This window comes from Streptomyces sp. NBC_01476 (assembly GCF_036227265.1).
Lineage (GTDB): Bacteria > Actinomycetota > Actinomycetes > Streptomycetales > Streptomycetaceae > Actinacidiphila.
In genome coordinates this window covers 5,247,476-5,263,182 of record NZ_CP109446.1, presented here as the reverse complement: position 1 = coordinate 5,263,182, position 15,707 = coordinate 5,247,476, and the positions used below count along the sequence as shown (strand labels likewise).

Genomic DNA, 15,707 nt, shown 5'->3' with positions numbered 1-15,707 from the left:
CTACTCAAGGGCACGTGGGCGGACGGCCGCGCCAACAGGGCAGCCGTCCAAAAAAGCGAGCCAAGTCCTGGTATCCAGTTTCGGTTCATCAACACTAATGGGCTGACTTCACCGTCGGCGGCGATACAGGAGGGAACGGAAAGGTAGGCCGACTCTCACGAGTCGAGCGGAGAAGCTCGTGTGATGATCCTGGCTGTGCGGGACAATGGAGAGGCATCCCGCGCAGCCATGTCGGTTGGAGCAGGGCTCAGGTATGTGGTCACCTCCATGCTCGCCGCTCCAGGGCAGGAAAGCCGCGTTGCGCCTTCGAGGCTACACAAGCCTGGACTCGCAGCCCCTCACTCGGTGTCGATGTCGGTCTCGCCGACCTCCTTGTCGGCCGACTTGATACCCAGGCTCTCGATGAACTGCCGCTCCCGCGCCGCCAGTTCGTGCTGCCGGGCGAGAATGAACTCGGTGAAGTCGTCGGCCTTGAGATGCTCGATGGACGCAAGGCTGACTCCGTGCGAGTCCAGGATGTCGGTCCGCCCGTCCTCCGCGAGCCTGACGAGCGCCTGCCGGATCGACACACCCGGCGGCGTCGTCATGACGATCCGGTTGGCGGGACTGGAAGCCCCGGGGACCCCGCTTTGGGTGATGACGTGTCGATAGGTCTCGCTGTGCGTCGTCGCCAGCTGTTCCAGCACGTTGGCGGTGCCGCCGTCGAAGTTCTTCCGGTCCGGGAACGTCTGTAGGTCCCAGAGGAGGTAGGCGCGCACGCGCGCGCTGCGCAAGTCGAAGCGTTCGGGGAAGGAACGGGCCCGCTCAGCGGCGTAGCTGAGCCCACCCTTGCCCTGGGCGAAGGCCTTCATCTCCGTGATGAACTTCCGGACCTGGGTGGTGGTGGACCCGGCGAAGGTGCCCGCCAGGGACGTGGTCCAGAACCAGTGCCGGAGCTTGACCCGCTGCTCCGTTTCGACCTTGTCGGAGAAGTGGAAGAAGACGGCGAGCAGCATGATCTGGATGTTGTAGGGAACCAGGCGAGCCAGCGGGACCCGGACCTCCTTCCGCAGGAACTCGACCACCTGCTGGAGGATCAGGTCGGTGTCCTCGACCGCGGTCGTGAGCTGACCCTGGACCTTGCGGGCCATCGTCTCCCAGGAGGTGTCCCCATATACATCCTCCTCGCCGGACAGCGCGAGGACGGTCTGAAAGATCGTCATGATCGGGATTTCTCCGAAGCCCGAAGCGGCGATCCGCCCCTTGATCTCCTCCATCTTGTCGCTGAGCGTCTCCGAGCCGATGGTCCCGTAGGTCAGTGCGGAGACCATCTGGTCGGGACGCATCTTCTGGCCGCTGCTGTTGATCCTGGAGAAGACTTCGATGGCCTGCTGGAGAGTGCCGCCCTCCATACGCACCACGGAGACCTTGTAGTTCTTCACCCGCGTCGCGATGCGCTCGCTCTCCTTGGTAAGGCGGTCGGCCTCCTCGCGGGAGTGGGAGACGCTGGACAGCGTCCGTGCGTATTCGAGAAAGTCCAGGGTCCCCAGTACGGACCGCATAGGCAGGAAGTGGCTGGGCACCGGCTCGCCGCTCTTCTGGTGTCGGTAGCGCACGCCGTCGTGTTCCGACCGGACGAGCGGCCGGTAGACCCACCACATCCAGTCCTCCTGGCGCGCGGACCGCGGGGCGTCGGCCGAGCGGTGGAGGACGCCGAAGAGCGTCGAGAGCCGCTGGTGGCCGTCCAGGACGTAGGCGATCTTCGCCCCTTCCGGTGCCGGCGGGATCCTGCGCCCACCGATGGTGTCGAGGCTTTCGAGCGGCATGGTGGTCTCCCAGATGAGCAGGCTGCCCATCGGGTAGCCGCGCTCCATGCTGTCGAAGAGCTGGAGCATCTGCTCGGGGCGCCACAGGAACGGGCGCTGGAACTTCGGCACCCGCAGCTCGCCCTGCGCGATCCGCTCCAGGACCTGCTCCAGGAAGTGGACCTCCGGTACCACGGAGATATCCTTGACCACCTCGATGTCTCCCATGCTCAGATCACGCCCCGAATCGTTTCGAACATCGATCGCAATTCCTGTTTCGCTCCGGGGCCCAGGCCGTCTAGGTCCCGCTCCGATATGCCGCCGCGCATCACCTCTTGCAGGAACAGACCCGGCAAGTCCGTTCCGAATCCCTCCTGGAGGGTGATGAGATCCTGCTCCGCCACTTCGTCGTACAGATCACCGTGGCGCGGCGGGATGACGTAGGTGGTCCCCGCCTTCTTGGAGTGGCGCCCCTTCTGGTCGGCGCCCTTCTGCGGCTTCCCCTTGAATCCGTGCTTCATGTCGAAGTGGGCTCGCTGCTCGGGCGAGAAGGTCTTGAGGGACTCCAGGCGCTTGGCCATAGAGGACATTCCGACGGTCTTCTTCGGCTGCCGGGCCAGGACCCGATTGGGAATGTAATTCTCCATCTCCCGGAAGCTGAGGACGTGCGCACTCACGCCTTCGCGGGCCGCGGCTTCGGCCTTCTCGTGATTGCCGGTCCGGTCCGTGGGGTGGAAGCTGTCGCTGTCGATGACGAGGGCCACACGCTTGGTACGGGAGAACTGCGCGGCCTGGTCGACCGCGTGCGCGGTCGCCCCGTCCTTGCCACCTCCGTTGTACACACCGAGGCGACTCCCCGCCTTAGCGTCGATGACATCCTCGCAGCCGAGCAGGCGCGCGAGCGCCTCGATCATTTGCCAATCATAGATCGCGTTCTCCACGACCAGCACGGCCGGCCGCTCCAGGTCACGGATGTCCTCCGTGAGCGTCTCGCCGGCCACCCTGACCACGCCCGCGGTCCCCTCGTGCGGCGCCCAGGCCTGCGCCATGCTCGCCTTCTGCGCGAGCAGCAGGTAGCTCTGCGCCAGGACCGGGAGGTGACGCTCCAGGAACGAATGGACGGCGTCCACATCACGCGGGGAGATCTCCCACTCGTGCCGCGCCTCCCTGAAGAACGCGATCAGCTTCAATATGAGCTCTGCGTTCTCGTCGCCCTGACGGCCCTTCAGCAGGTCGACGGGAATCTCAACGCGCATCGTCGATCCGATTCGCCTGCGCGTCCGCGAGGGCGCGCGCCTCCTCGAAGTCCTCCGCGAAGACCCCCCGCGGCCAGTAGTCGAGGTTGCCGAGGGCGTCCACCTCGATCTTCCGCAGGGTGGCGGCCCCCTCGGCCTGCTCAACGAAGTAGATCTTCACGTCCTCCGGCGCCAGCTTCCGCTCCGCGACCCGCCGGCGCAGCCTGAGGAGGAAGTTCTCGCTGTGCGTCTCCACCAGGAAGCGCACCTGCGACTCCTGCACGGCGTCGACGTAGAGATCGGCGATCGCGGCGTGCGCCGAAGGGTGGAGATGGAGTTCGGGCTCCTCCACGATCTCGATCACCGGCCCGGCGGGCGGTTCCACGCGGTCCGCGGCCCGCTGGATCACTATCGGCAGGAACTGGACCACACCGGTGCCGACGTCATCGATGTGGACGACGAGATCGGGATCGCGCAGGGAACGCAACTTGGGGATGTACATCCCGGAGCCGACGTCGGTGACTTCGAGGCGCCACCAGGGCAGGATGCTTTCCAGCAGGGTGTTCACCTCACGGCCGATCAGACCACGCCCGTACACCTCGTCCGCGGCGAGCATGCCGAGCGCCCTCTCGCCCCGATAGCCGACGCTGCCCAGGGTTCTGGCCGGAGACCGGAAGAAGCGCTCCGGGCTCTTCCTGAACGGACCCAGATACCGGATCTCGTCGAGGCCTTCCCGAATGAGCCCAGTGACGCCGCTGACACCGCCAACGGAGTCCGGCCAGTCGGCCGGATCGGGCAGCAGCCCGCGAAATCCGACTTTGGCCTCTTGGCCGTCGACAAGATACGCGCGCTTCCCCGAGGAGTAGGCGTCGACGCCGGGCATCCAGGAGAGGTCCGCGACCTCCGTCCCGCAGGAGATCTGTACCGAGGAGACCAGCTGAATTCCCTGGTTGGCGATGTTCTGGACCTCGGCGGTGGCGCTGACGGTCTCGCCGTCCTCGCGCCCGATCGACGCTCCCAGGCGAATGTGCCCATGGGGTGACGAGCCGTGGATCAGATCGGCGAACGAAGGAGTGAAGCCTTGGATCAGGTCCAGATCCAGAGGGTAAGGGGAGTCGCCGCGGATACCGAGGGAAAGGAGCGGGAGTGCTCGCACGACCGCACTCTTGCCAGAATTGTTCCGGCCCAGCACCACGGTGATCTTTCCAAGCTCCACCTCCTGTCTCTCCCTGAAGCAGCGATAGTTCTCAAGCGAGAACCGTTCCAAGGACACCTGGGCTCCCGTTCGGTCAAACCATGTCTGGCGAGGCCCTGCCGACCTCAGCGAGCACCGCTCCAGCGGCGCGCCAGCTTAGCCGCGGCTATACTCTCAGACGGTGGAACTTCGGCACCCGGGTTTCGCTCTTCCATCTGCGGAGATGTCCGACATCCACCCCAGAGCTCCCGCTATCTGGCGAGGCGTCAGCGTCCACAATCCTCCCGCTGGGCGGCAGAGGTGCTCCGCGCGGCTGTGGGCCTGAGCGCCAGGAAGGGCAGCTGGCCGATCAGCTTTCCCCAGGCCGCGGCCTGGCCCGACCTTTGAGCCTCCTGGAAAGGGCACGGTCGACGTCACCTACGGCCAGCAACAGCTCCGCCCCTTTGATGCGGCTGGTGTCGGACGGCTTGCCACATCCGTCAACTCGCGGTCCGCTTGGGCTCAGTATTGCCACCTCCAGGTAGCCAACGCCTCCTGAATGTGTCGCCCGCGCCTCAGACAGACACGAGGGCCGCGGACTACTGGGTTCGCGAGTTCACTGGCACCAGTGACAACTGCTGTACCCCACGCTCAGCAGCACCGGCACCCCGCGCTTGCGCGCCTCCCCGAACGCCTCCTCCCCCCCACGGCCACCAGTCCACGGGTTGTGCGCATGCGCCCGCCCGCTCGGCGGAGATCTCCTGGCGATTCGCCGGCCGGTACGCTGAGGTCGGCGCCGCCGTGCGCTCCGTGACAGGACTCCGGGAGGTTCGTATGAGCGCCGAGATGGTCGCGCCCGCCTGGATGCACGAACGGATCACCGCAGAGCAGTACGACTCGTGGTCGGAAGAGCAGTGCGCCGGCATCGAGGTAGTGGACGGGATGGTCGTGGTGAGCCCCAGCGCCTCCATTCGGCACAACAGGCTCGCCCGCATCCTGGCCAACGGCCTGGACGCCGCCGCGGGTCCGGGGTGGAACGCCGACACCGACTTCGACGTCCGGCTGCAGGACGTCCCCCTCACCAACCGGCGCCCCGATGTCGTCGTCTACCGCGCGGACCGGATCGACCTCCACCCGATGCGTCCTGAGCACGTACTGCTGGTGGCAGAGGTCGTGTCCCCCGGGTCGGAGACCACCGACCGGGTGGTGAAGACCGACCAGTACGCCCGGGCCGGGATCCCCTTCTACTGGCGGGTCGAACAGATCGCCGTGGCGACGTGTGCCGTTTACACGTATGTGCTCGATCCGGCGAGCGGTCACTACCGGGACGCGGACGTGTTCACCGGTGTGATCAAGGCCGCCGCGCCCTTCCCGGTGGAGATCGACCTCACCTCGATCTGAGGGATACCGGGGGTGGCACCTCCGGTCGCCGGCTCTTCTCAGAAGATCTCGGGGTCGGTGTCGATTTCGCGGGGGGTCGTTCGACGCGTAGGCGGGAGGGGGAAGAAGCCCGCTCCGCTGAGAGACGAGGATGGCGCGATGCGTTACATGATGCTGCTGAAGGTGGACCCCGAGGTGACCGCGGGGCCGAGTGAAGAGCTGATGACGGAGATGGGGAAGCTGCTGGAGGAGATGACGCGGGCCGGGGTGCTGCTGGACACCGCGGGGCTGCGGCCGGTGGAGGAGGGGACCGTGCTGCGGCTGAAGGACGGGAAGCAGACGGTGGTGGACGGGCCGTACGCGGAGGCCAAGGAGGTCGTCGGCGGGTACTTCGTCCTGCAGGCGAAGTCGCAGGAGGAGGCGGCGGAGTGGGCCTCGCGGTTCCTGGCGATCCACGGTGACGCGTGGGAGCTGACCGCGGAGGTCCGGCGGATCGAGGAGCCCGCGTAAGGGGGGCAGGGGCGGGGGCTCGTCTGGCGGGGGCGCCCGGGGCCTGGTGAGATGGGTGCTCGTGACAGCAGACGACGCGCCCCCGCCCGCGGCCGCCGACCGCGCGTCGGTGGGCCGCACGGTCGACGCCGTGTGGCGGATCGAGTCCCCGCGGCTGATCGCCGGGCTGACCCGGATCGTCCACGACATAGGCGTCGCCGAGGAGTTGGCGCAGGACGCGCTGGTCGCCGCGCTGGAGCAGTGGCCGCGGGAGGGGGTGCCGCGCAACCCCGGGGCGTGGCTGATGACCACCGCCAGGCGGCGCGCGGTCGACCGGATCCGCCGTAACGAGACCTTCGCGCGCAAGCTGCGGCTGCTCGGGCACGAGCTGGCCGAGGCGCAGGAGGGACCGGCAGGCCCGGAGGAGATCGAGGACGACCTGCTGCGGCTGGTGTTCGTCGCGTGCCACCCCGTACTCCCCCGCGAGGGCCGCGTCGCCCTGACCCTGCGGCTCCTCGGCGGACTGACCACGGACGAGATCGCCCGGGCCTTCCTGGTCGCCGAACCGACGGTGGCCCAGCGGATCGTCCGGGCGAAGCGGACGCTGGCGCGGGAGCGGGTGCCGTTCGAGGTGCCGTCGGGGGACGCGCTCGGCGAACGGCTCGCGTCCGTGCTGGAGGTGGTGTACCTGATCTTCAACGAGGGGTACGCGGCGACCGCCGGTGACGACTGGATGCGGCCGGGGCTCTGCGAGGACGCGCTGCGGCTGGCCCGGGTACTGGCCGGGCTGCTGCCGCGCGAGCCGGAGGTGCACGGCCTGGCGGCGCTGCTGGAGATCCAGGCGTCGCGGGCGGCGGCCCGCCAGGCGCCCGTGCCGGTGCCGCTGCCGGAACAGGACCGCGGGCGGTGGGACATGCTGCTGATCCGCCGTGGGTTCGCCGCGCTGGCCCGGGCGGACGCGGCGGCGCGGGTGCGGGGGGCCGGGCCGGGTCCGTACGCCTTGCAGGCGGCGATCGCGGCGTGCCACGCCCGTGCGGTGTCGGCGGAGGAGACGGACTGGGCGGCGGTCGCGGCGCTTTACGGGGCGCTCGCGGTGCGGGCTCCCTCGCCGGTGGTCGAGCTCAACCGGGCGGTGGCCGTCGGGATGGCCCGGGGGCCCGCGGCCGGGCTCGCCCTGGTCGACGCGCTGGCGGCGACGGGGACGCTCGACGGCTACCACTTGCTTCCGGCGGTGCGGGGGGATCTGCTGGCGCGGGTGGGGAGGGGGGAGGAGGCTCGCGCCGAGTTCCGGCGAGCGGCGGGGCTGACGCGGAACGGGGCGGAGCGGGTTTTTCTTTTGGGCCGAGCGGGTACCTGCGGTGCGTGACCTGCGGTGCGTGACGGAGGGCCTTCTGCGGGCCGGTGGGGGTTGCTCGCGCAGTTCCTCGCGCCCCTACGGGGCAACCACGCCCGGTGGGCACACACCCGCCGGTGGGGGCTGAGCGCGCAGTTCCCCGCGCCCCTGCGGGGCAACCATGTCCGGTGGGGACACTTCCGGCGGTGGGGGCTTGATGGGGGGTCGGGGCGGGCACCAAACCCACCCATGGGTTGTGGCGGAGGGACGGGGAGGGCGTGTGACGGAGGGTCGGGGCGGATTGCGGGCCGCGGACCGCGGTGAGGTGGAGCGGCTGCTGGAACGGGTGGTGGCCCAGCTGGCCGGGCAGGACGCACAAGCGCAGGCGCTGCTCAAGCGGGGCCGGGAGCATCTGGAGGAGATCGCCGGCACGGCGGCCGAGGAGTACGCCGCCTACCGCGCCGCACTGGCCGCGCGGCCCCCCGCCCGCCGGGGTCAGGCACCCGGCGTGGCCGCCGGGGTCGCCGCCGTCGTGGCCTTCGGCGTGGACCTGGGGTTCGGCCTGGCGGCAGGCCCCGCCCTGGTGGCCGGCGTGGCGGTCGGCGCCGCCGGGGTCGCGACCCTCGCGGCCGGCCGCGACCGGCACGGCGGCGGCGTCGGCGCCCCCGGCGGGCCCGAGCAGTCCCGGCTGCTGTGGCTCGCCGCGGTCGAACGGCGCGGCATCCGCCCGTTCCTCGACGAGGAACGGGCCGAGACCGCCCCCGTGAGGAAGCCCGCGCAGCCCCGTATCCCACCGCCCCGCCGCCCGGGCGGCGGCGACCGCAGCGCCGCGGCCCGCACCCGCGCCCTGCTCGACCAGTCCTTCGCCCATCTCCCGGCTGCCGAGGGCCCGTTCACTGGCCGGCGCCGGCACATGGCGCGGATCACCCAGTGGGTGCACCAGGCCAGGGCGTCAACGGAGGTGCGGGCCACGGTCGTTGTGCTGCACGGCCCGCCCGGCAGCGGCCGCAGCACCCTCGCGGTGCGCGCCGCACAGCAGTTGCGCGACCAGTTCAGGGGCGCGTGCGTGGTGGACCTGCGCGGCGCCGGCGACGGCCGGGCCCCGCTGCCGGTCCGCGACGCGCTGCTGCACCTGCTGAACCGGCTGGGCGCCCCGCGCGACCAACTCCTCTTCCGGGAGCGGCAGAATCACGAGCAGCACCTGCGCCGCCTCACCGAGCAGTACCGCCAGCACCTCACCGGCGTACCCGTGGTGATCGTGCTCGACGACGCGACGGACGCCGGGCAGATCCGGGATCTGGTGCCGGAGCGCTCCGAGTCGCTGGTGCTGGTCACCGCCCGCGAGCCGTTCGACCTGCACCTGCCGGGCGCCGCCGTGCACTTCCTGGAGGTGGGCGCGCTGGAAACCGGCGAGATACGGGAGTTGCTGGCCGAGACCGCGGCCGGCCGCACCCGGAAGGGCGACGGGCCCGCCGACACCCCGCGTCCCACCGACGCCGACGCGGACCGGCTCCGTACCCTGTGCACCGGCCTCCCGCTGCCGCTGCGGATCGCCGGGACCGCCCTGGCCGAGCACGGCGGCGCCGCCCGGCTCGCCGCCGACATCGAGATGTTCGGCCCGCAGGACCCGCTGGACCGGATTCTCGCGCTGCGCTACCACGACCTGGCCGAGCCCAACCGCCGGCTGCTGCGCCGCCTCGCGCTGGCCGGCCGGGCCAGCTTCGGCGCCGCGGCAGCCGCCGCACTGCTCGCCACCGACGAGCGCGAGGCCGCCCGCCGGCTCGCCGAACTCACCGCCGCCGGCCTGCTGGCACACGTCCGCGGCCACCGCTACCGCCCGCACGACCTGGTACGGGCCTTCGCCGGCGCGCGGCTGCTGGACGAGGAGGACCCGGTGGAGCGGGCCGCCGCCCACGAACGGCTGATCCGCTCCTACGCGGATCTCGCCAACACCGTGATACGGCTGGTGGAGGGGAAGACCTCGACCCGCGCCGGGCGGTTCGGGTCGCACGGATTCGCCTCGCTGGAGTCGGCGCTGCGCTGGCTGGACGAGGAGTCCAGCTTCATCACCGCCGCGCTGCGCGAGACCGAGGGCGTCGACAAGACGGCCGTACAGGCGCTGCTCGGCGCGCTGTGCGACTACTGCCTGCTGCGCGGCGACCTCTACCGGCTGGGCGAGATCAGCGAGTTGGCGCACGCGCAGCAGGCCGGCGCGGGCGGCCGCAAGGGCCCGGACGAGGACCGCTCGGTGCTGGTGCGCTCGGTGCAGTGGCGTACCGGCATCGCGGCCCGGCAGCTCGGCGAGCTCGACAAGGCGCGCTCCACGCTGAGTTCGGTGGTGGACCTGTACTTCGAGGCCCAGCACCCGGTGGGCGCGGCCCGCGCGCTGGACAGCCTCGGCATCACGCTGCACCACCAGGGCAATCTGCGGGAGGCGGAGCAGAAGCTGCGGGAAGCGCTGGAGATCCAGCGGGCGCCGGAGCTGGACGAGGACCGGGCCTGGACGCTGCACGCGCTCGGCGCGGTGCTGCGGGACATGGGCCGGCTCGGTGAGGCGCTGGAGCTGCTGCACGAGTCGCTGGCGCTGCACCGGGAGAACGAGAGCGTGCAGGGCGAGGCGTGGGCGCACCTCCAGCTGGGCCAGGTGTATCTGCTGCTGGGCCGGCTGGACGACGGGGAGGCGGAGCTGCGGGCGGCCGGGCAGGCGTACGCGCTGGCCCGTGACGGCCGCGGCACCGCGTGGACCGCGACCCAGCTGGCGCGGACCCTGCTGCTGCGCGGGCAGGCCCGGGACGCGGCCCGCGACCTGGACGAGGCGCTGCAGCGGCACCGGGCGAGCGAGGACGCCCGCGGTGAGGCGTGGACGCTGTACTACCTCGGGCAGGCGTTGGAGGAGAGCGGTGACACCGACGCGGCGCTGCGCACGCTGGAGCGGTCGCGGAGCATGTTCTCCCGGATGCGGGACGTCTTCGGGCTGGCCTGCGCCCGGCACCACTCGGCGCGGGTCACCCGCGACCAGCGGGCGGCCCGTACCGGCAATCTGCGCAACAGCGGGTTCGCCCGGCAGCTGCTGCAGGACGCGCGGCAGGACTTCCGCCGGATCGGGGTGGAGCACGGCGAGGCGTGGTCCTGTGTGGAGCTGGCGGTCATCGACGCGGGCAACGGGCGGCTGCTGGAGGCGCTGACCCTGCTGGAGGAGGCGGCCGGGCTCTTCACCCGGCTGGGCGACCGGCGGGGCGCGGACTGGGCGGCCTTCCTGCGGGCCACGATCCTGCCGCTGCTCACCGAGGAGGGCACCGGGCAGGCCCGGCAGGAGCTGACCGCGCTGCTCGGCGCCGCCGACCCGGCGCGGGATCCGGAGCGGGATCCGGAGCGGGATCCGGAGCGGGATCCGGAGCTGGAGGAGTACGCGGAGGCGTACGCGCTGCTGCTGGAGCGGGGTTCGGTCACACCGGGCGGCACCTGGGACGCGTGGCAGCTCGGCATGACACCGCGCCGCTCCTCACGGGAACTGCTCACCGCCCCGGCGCCGCGCGACGGGCACTGAAGGCACGGCGGCCGGGCCGCCGGACAGCGGGCCCGGTGCGGCACCCGGCAGCGCTCCCGTCAGCAGGCCCCGCGGGGTACCCGTCAGCGGGCCCGGCGGGTCGCCTCACAACGGGCCCCGCGGGGCACCCGGGACGTCCCGGTCAGGCCTCCGGGGCCTTCGGTTCGGTGCCGGCCGGCACCGGAGCCGCGGCGACCCGGCGGGTTTGGTCGTCCGCGGCCGGGACCGCGCCGTCCGGCTGCTCCTCGAAGTCGATCTTCTTCATCTGCTTGCCCATGTTCTTCATGAGCGCCCACAGTCCGAGGGCGATAACAGCGAAGATCACGAATCCGAGGAGCCCCGGCGTCACCTTGTTGTCGTCCAGCTCGGCGGCGAGCGGCGCGAGCTGGTGGAGGGCGTGGGTCTGGTTCACGCCCACCATTGTCACCCAGGCCTACCTGAGGCCCGCAAAGAGGTCGTCCTCGGGGAGCGAGACATCGACGCGGGAGGTGGCGAGTTCGTAGTCCTCGGTGGGCCAGACCTCGCGCTGGATCTCCATCGGGACCTTGAACCAGCCGCCGTCGGGGTCGATCTGGGTGGCGTGCGCGAGCAGCGCCTTGTCCCGGATCTCGAAGAAGTCGGCGCACGGCACGTGCGTGGTGAGATTGCGCTCCGGCCGGGCGAACTCCTCCCAGCGCTTGAGCCACTCCTCGTACGGGGACTCCAGGCCGCGGGCCAGCAGTGCCTCATGGAGGGCGACGGTCCTGGGCCGGTTGAAGCCCTGGTTGTAGTAGAGCTTCGACGGGGTCCAGGGCTCACCGGCCTCCGGATAGCGGTCCGGGTCGCCGGCGGCTTCGAAGGCCACCACCGAGATCTTGTGGGTCATGATGTGGTCGGGGTGCGGATAGCCGCCGTTCTCGTCGTAGGTGGTGATCACCTGCGGCTTGAACTCGCGGATCAGCTTCACCAGCGTGCCGGCCGCGACCTCGATCTCCTGCAGGGCGAAGCAGCCCTCGGGCAGTGGCGGCAGCGGGTCGCCCTCGGGGAGCCCCGAGTCCACATAGCCGAGCCAGGCCTGCTTGACGCCGAGGATCTGCCGGGCCTCGTCCATCTCGCGGGCCCGCACCTCGTGGATGTGCTCCTCGATGTAGGGGTCGCCCTGAAGCTTGGGGTTGAGTACGGAGCCGCGCTCGCCCCCGGTGCAGGTCGCCACCAGGACGTCCACCCCCTCGGACACGTACTTGGCCATGGTGGCCGCGCCCTTGCTCGACTCGTCGTCGGGGTGGGCGTGCACGGCCATCAATCGCAGCTGTTCAGTCAACGCTGTGTCCTCGTCGTATTCGTGGTCCTGGTGGGCCGCATCAGGTCTCCGGTCCTGCCTCGGCCCCCTCACACCGGTCGGGAAGGCGCCTTCTATAGTGACCGAGCGAGGGGACGAATAATTCCGTGGTCCCCGAACGGGAGGAACGATCATGACGGCCGTGCAGTCAGGCCCGCCGGACTCCCCGTCGCCCTCCCTGCCCGAGGGCCGCTACGGCCGCCAGGACCGGCTCCACAGCCCGGGCGCGGACGCCCGCGCGGACCGCAGACTGAAGGCCGCAGCCATCGTAGTGGGCGCGGTGGCGGCCGTGCTCCTCGGCTGGTACGGCTACAGCTATGTGACCGCCAGCGGCGTCAGCGCGCAGGTCGTCGCCTTCAAGGTGGTCAGCGACCAGGCGGTCGAGATCCACCTGGAAGTGCACAAGGGCGCGGGCGACACGGCGGTGTGCACACTCCGGTCGGAGGACGCGGACCACAACGAGGTCGGCCGCAAGGACGTCCGGCTCAGCCAGCACGCCAAGCAGGTGGACACGGTGGTGACGGTGAAGACCACCGCGCTCGGCGCGACCGGCGAGCTGGTGAGCTGCGAGACCGCGTCCGGGAGCTGATCCAGGGACCTGACCCAGGGACCTGACCCAAGAGCCTGACTCAAGGACCCAATCAAGGACCTGACTCAAGGACCCGACTCAAGGACCCGATCAAGGGGCGCCGGGAAGCCGGGGAAACGTCCGTGAGCGCGCCGGTTGCTCCCGTCCACGGCCGGTAATTGTTAGGCTCGTGGTTTCGTCCCTGCGGCCGGTGGCAATGCAATTGTTCACCGGGGATGTGCCCGTACCGGCTCGCGGGGGAAGCACACGGCATGAACAGTACCGACGAGGAGCACCTGTGACCCAGACCAGCGACAACGTCACCTGGCTGACCCAGGCGGCGTATGACCAGCTCAAGGCCGAGCTGGAGAATCTGTCTGGTCCGGCACGCGCCGAGATCGTCGCCAAGATCGAGGAAGCCCGCCAGGAAGGCGATCTCAAGGAGAACGCGGGTTACCACGCGGCGCGCGAGGACCAGGGCAAGCTGGAGCTGCGGATTCGCCAGCTGAACCAGATCCTGGAGACCGCCAAGGTGGGCGAGGCGCCGGCCGACGACGGCGTGGTGGCGCCGGGCATGATCGTCACCATCGCGTTCGACGGGGACCCCGACGACACGGTGACCTTCCTGCTGGGCTCGCGCGAGGGTGTCGCCGACGACCTGGAGACGTACTCGCCGCAGTCGCCGCTCGGCACCGGGGTGACCGGCAAGCGGACCGGTGACGACGCGACGTACGAACTGCCGAACGGCAAGACGGCGTCGGTGAAGATCCTCGACGTGAAGCCGTACCGGGGCTAGCGGCCGCCGGGCACGCTCCGGCGGACCGGGCAACCGGGTGGACGAACGGGCCCCGGCCGCCGGAGGTGACTCCGGGAGCCGGGGCTCGCCCGCTCAGGCGGCGGTGACCTACGCCGTCGCCGACCGGTACTTGCGGACCGCCAGCGTCCGGAAGACCGCGATGATCACCACCGACCAGGCCAGCGACGCCCACACCGGGTGCTCCATCGGCCAGGCACTGGACTGCACCGCGCCCGGGTTGCCGAAGAGCACCCGGCACGCCTGGACGGTCGCGCTGAACGGATTCCACTCGGCGACGTGCCGCAGCCACGGGGTCATCCCGGACGGGTCCACGAAGGCGTTGGAGACGAAGGTGACCGGGAAGAGCCAGATCAGGCCGCCCGAGGTGGCCGCCTCGGGGGTGCGCACCGTCAGGCCGATCAGCGCGCCGATCCAGGAGAAGGCGTAGCCGAGCAGGAGCAGCAGCAGGAAGGCGCCGAGCATCTTCGGCACGCCGTGGTGGATCCGCCAGCCGACCAGGACGCCGACCACGGCCAGCACGATCACGGTCAGCAGGGTCTGCACCAGGTCCGCGAGGGTGCGGCCGGTGAGCACCGCGCCGCGCGACATCGGCAGCGAGCGGAACCGGTCGATCAGGCCCTTGTGCATGTCGTCGGCGATGCCCGCGCCGGCGCCCGCGGTGGCGAAGGTGACGGTCTGGGCGAAGATGCCGGCCATCAGGAACTCGCGGTAGTCCGCGGCGCTGAAGGAGCCGCCGACCCGGACCGAGCCGCCGAAGACATAGCTGAAGAGCACCACGAACATGATCGGCTGGAAGAGCCCGAAGATCACCACTTCGGGGATCCGCATCATCCGCAGCAGATTCCGCTTGGCGACCACCAGCGAGTCGTGGGCCGACCCGAGGAGGCCGCCGCGGGCGGTGGGCGCGAGGGTGGTCACGGCGGTCACTTCACAGCCTCCTGTACGGCCGGCTCGGCGCTCTCGTCGGCGTTTTCGCGCACCTCGGCGGCGTGGCCGGTCAGTGAGATGAACACATCGTCGAGGGTGGGGCGGCGCAGACCGATGTCGTCGATCTCGATGCCGTCCGCGTCCAGGTCGCGGATCACCTCGGCGAGCAGCTTGGCGCCGCCGGTGACCGGGACGGTGATCTTCCGGGTGTGCTGCTCGATCTTGGTGCCGCCCTTGCCGTGCCGGGCCAGCAGCCGGGAGGCGTCCTCGATCCGGTCCCGCTGGTGCACCACGACCTCGACCCGCTCGCCGCCGGTCTGCGCCTTGAGCTGGTCGGAGGTGCCGCGGGCGATGACCTTGCCGTGGTCGATGACGCAGATGTCGTGCGCGAGGTGGTCGGCCTCCTCCAGGTACTGGGTGGTGAGCAGCAACGTCGTGCCGCCCGCGACCAGTTCCTGGATGACCTCCCACAACTGCTGCCGGTTGCGCGGGTCGAGCCCGGTGGTGGGCTCGTCCATGAACATCACCGGCGGGCTGACCACGAGCGCGGCCGCCAGGTCGAGCCGGCGGCGCATCCCGCCGGAGTACGTCTTGGCGGTGCGGTCGGCGGCGTCGGCCAGGTTGAACCGCTCCAGCAGCTCATTGGCCCTGGCCTTGGCCGCCTTGCCGTTCAGCTGGTAGAGCTGAGCGACCATCTGGAGGTTCTCCCGGCCGGTCAGATATTCGTCCACCGCCGCGAACTGGCCGGACAGGCCGATGTGGCGGCGTACCTCGTTGGGGTGTTTCAGTACGTCGATGCCGGCGACGACGGCTGTGCCGCTGTCGGGCTGCAGCAAGGTGGTCAGGACCCGGACGGCGGTGGTCTTGCCCGCTCCGTTCGGGCCGAGCAGGCCGAGAACGGTGCCCTCCGGTACGTCGAGATCCACTCCCCCCAGTGCCCTGACATCGCCGAAGGTCTTCACGAGACCTTCGGCGTAGATGGCGCCCGCCATGTCTTCGCTCCCGTTCCGTTGCTGTGGTGCGCTGTCGTGGGTCTGACCGCCCGCACGCCCGAAACTCATCGGCCGCCCGGGACCTCGTACGACGGGACAATGCCAGACGCGATATATCGCGTCAAGCGATGACCCCCTATCGC

General features: G+C 70.5%; 14 protein-coding genes. 6 read left to right on the top strand and 8 right to left on the bottom strand.

What is annotated here, in order from left to right; translation table 11 throughout:
- Positions 1-338: 338 nt before the first annotated feature.
- The 4 genes from OG552_RS23080 to OG552_RS23065 all read right to left on the bottom strand — a co-directional run bounded on the left by OG552_RS23080 (position 339) and on the right by OG552_RS23065 (position 4,962).
- On the bottom strand, positions 339-2,012 hold the full coding sequence (locus OG552_RS23080; protein ID WP_329135894.1) for a DUF262 domain-containing protein: 1,674 nt from the start codon (positions 2,010-2,012) through the stop codon (positions 339-341).
- A 2-nt stretch (positions 2,013-2,014) separates the two neighbouring features.
- Positions 2,015-3,040 carry a hypothetical protein gene (locus OG552_RS23075; protein ID WP_329135892.1) on the bottom strand — a complete coding sequence of 342 codons (1,026 nt, stop codon included), beginning with the start codon at positions 3,038-3,040 and terminating at the stop codon, positions 2,015-2,017.
- Positions 3,030-4,292 (bottom strand): AAA family ATPase, encoded by a 1,263-nt coding sequence (locus tag OG552_RS23070; protein WP_329135890.1) that lies wholly within the window; start codon positions 4,290-4,292, stop codon positions 3,030-3,032. Before OG552_RS23070 ends, OG552_RS23075 begins: the two co-directional genes overlap by 11 nt.
- A 517-nt stretch (positions 4,293-4,809) precedes the next feature.
- Positions 4,810-4,962, bottom strand: a complete 153-nt coding sequence (locus tag OG552_RS23065) for a DUF255 domain-containing protein (RefSeq protein ID WP_329141021.1) — start codon at positions 4,960-4,962, stop codon at positions 4,810-4,812.
- A 65-nt stretch (positions 4,963-5,027) separates the two neighbouring features.
- Between OG552_RS23065 and OG552_RS23060 the strand changes: the two genes are divergently transcribed.
- From OG552_RS23060 to OG552_RS23045, 4 genes are all read left to right on the top strand, one after another.
- Positions 5,028-5,594 (top strand): Uma2 family endonuclease, encoded by a 567-nt coding sequence (locus tag OG552_RS23060; RefSeq protein ID WP_329135888.1) that lies wholly within the window; start codon positions 5,028-5,030, stop codon positions 5,592-5,594.
- A gap of 138 nt (positions 5,595-5,732) precedes the next feature.
- Positions 5,733-6,083: a YciI family protein gene (locus tag OG552_RS23055; RefSeq protein WP_329135886.1), complete on the top strand. Its 351-nt coding sequence runs from the start codon at positions 5,733-5,735 to the stop codon at positions 6,081-6,083.
- Positions 6,084-6,192: 109 nt separating this feature from the next.
- On the top strand, positions 6,193-7,428 hold the full coding sequence (locus OG552_RS23050) for an RNA polymerase sigma factor (protein ID WP_329141020.1): 1,236 nt from the start codon (positions 6,193-6,195) through the stop codon (positions 7,426-7,428).
- 268 nt (positions 7,429-7,696) lie between these two features.
- Positions 7,697-10,942, top strand: a complete 3,246-nt coding sequence (locus OG552_RS23045; protein ID WP_443071186.1) for a tetratricopeptide repeat protein — start codon at positions 7,697-7,699, stop codon at positions 10,940-10,942.
- Positions 10,943-11,084: 142 nt separating this feature from the next.
- Here the strand turns inward: OG552_RS23045 and OG552_RS23040 are convergent, their stop codons facing one another.
- Positions 11,085-11,363 (bottom strand): hypothetical protein, encoded by a 279-nt coding sequence (locus tag OG552_RS23040; RefSeq protein WP_443071185.1) that lies wholly within the window; start codon positions 11,361-11,363, stop codon positions 11,085-11,087.
- A 12-nt stretch (positions 11,364-11,375) separates the two neighbouring features.
- On the bottom strand, positions 11,376-12,242 hold the full coding sequence (gene mca / locus OG552_RS23035; RefSeq protein WP_329135880.1) for a mycothiol conjugate amidase Mca: 867 nt from the start codon (positions 12,240-12,242) through the stop codon (positions 11,376-11,378).
- Positions 12,243-12,393: 151 nt separating this feature from the next.
- Between mca and OG552_RS23030 the strand changes: the two genes are divergently transcribed.
- Both OG552_RS23030 and greA read left to right on the top strand, forming a co-directional pair.
- The gene (locus OG552_RS23030; RefSeq protein WP_329135878.1) at positions 12,394-12,849 is read left to right on the top strand and encodes a DUF4307 domain-containing protein; all 456 of its coding nucleotides are present in this window, start codon (positions 12,394-12,396) and stop codon (positions 12,847-12,849) included.
- A 277-nt stretch (positions 12,850-13,126) separates the two neighbouring features.
- On the top strand, positions 13,127-13,624 hold the full coding sequence (gene greA, locus OG552_RS23025; RefSeq protein WP_329135876.1) for a transcription elongation factor GreA: 498 nt from the start codon (positions 13,127-13,129) through the stop codon (positions 13,622-13,624).
- A gap of 108 nt (positions 13,625-13,732) precedes the next feature.
- On the opposite strand, the gene OG552_RS23020 is transcribed toward greA, so the two are convergent.
- Both OG552_RS23020 and OG552_RS23015 read right to left on the bottom strand, forming a co-directional pair.
- The gene (locus OG552_RS23020; protein WP_329135874.1) at positions 13,733-14,572 is read right to left on the bottom strand and encodes an ABC transporter permease; all 840 of its coding nucleotides are present in this window, start codon (positions 14,570-14,572) and stop codon (positions 13,733-13,735) included.
- Positions 14,569-15,564, bottom strand: coding sequence for an ATP-binding cassette domain-containing protein (locus OG552_RS23015; RefSeq protein WP_329135872.1), 996 nt, complete (start codon positions 15,562-15,564; stop codon positions 14,569-14,571). The genes OG552_RS23020 and OG552_RS23015 overlap by 4 nt, the downstream gene beginning before the upstream one ends.
- Between the last annotated feature and the right edge of the window lie 143 nt (positions 15,565-15,707).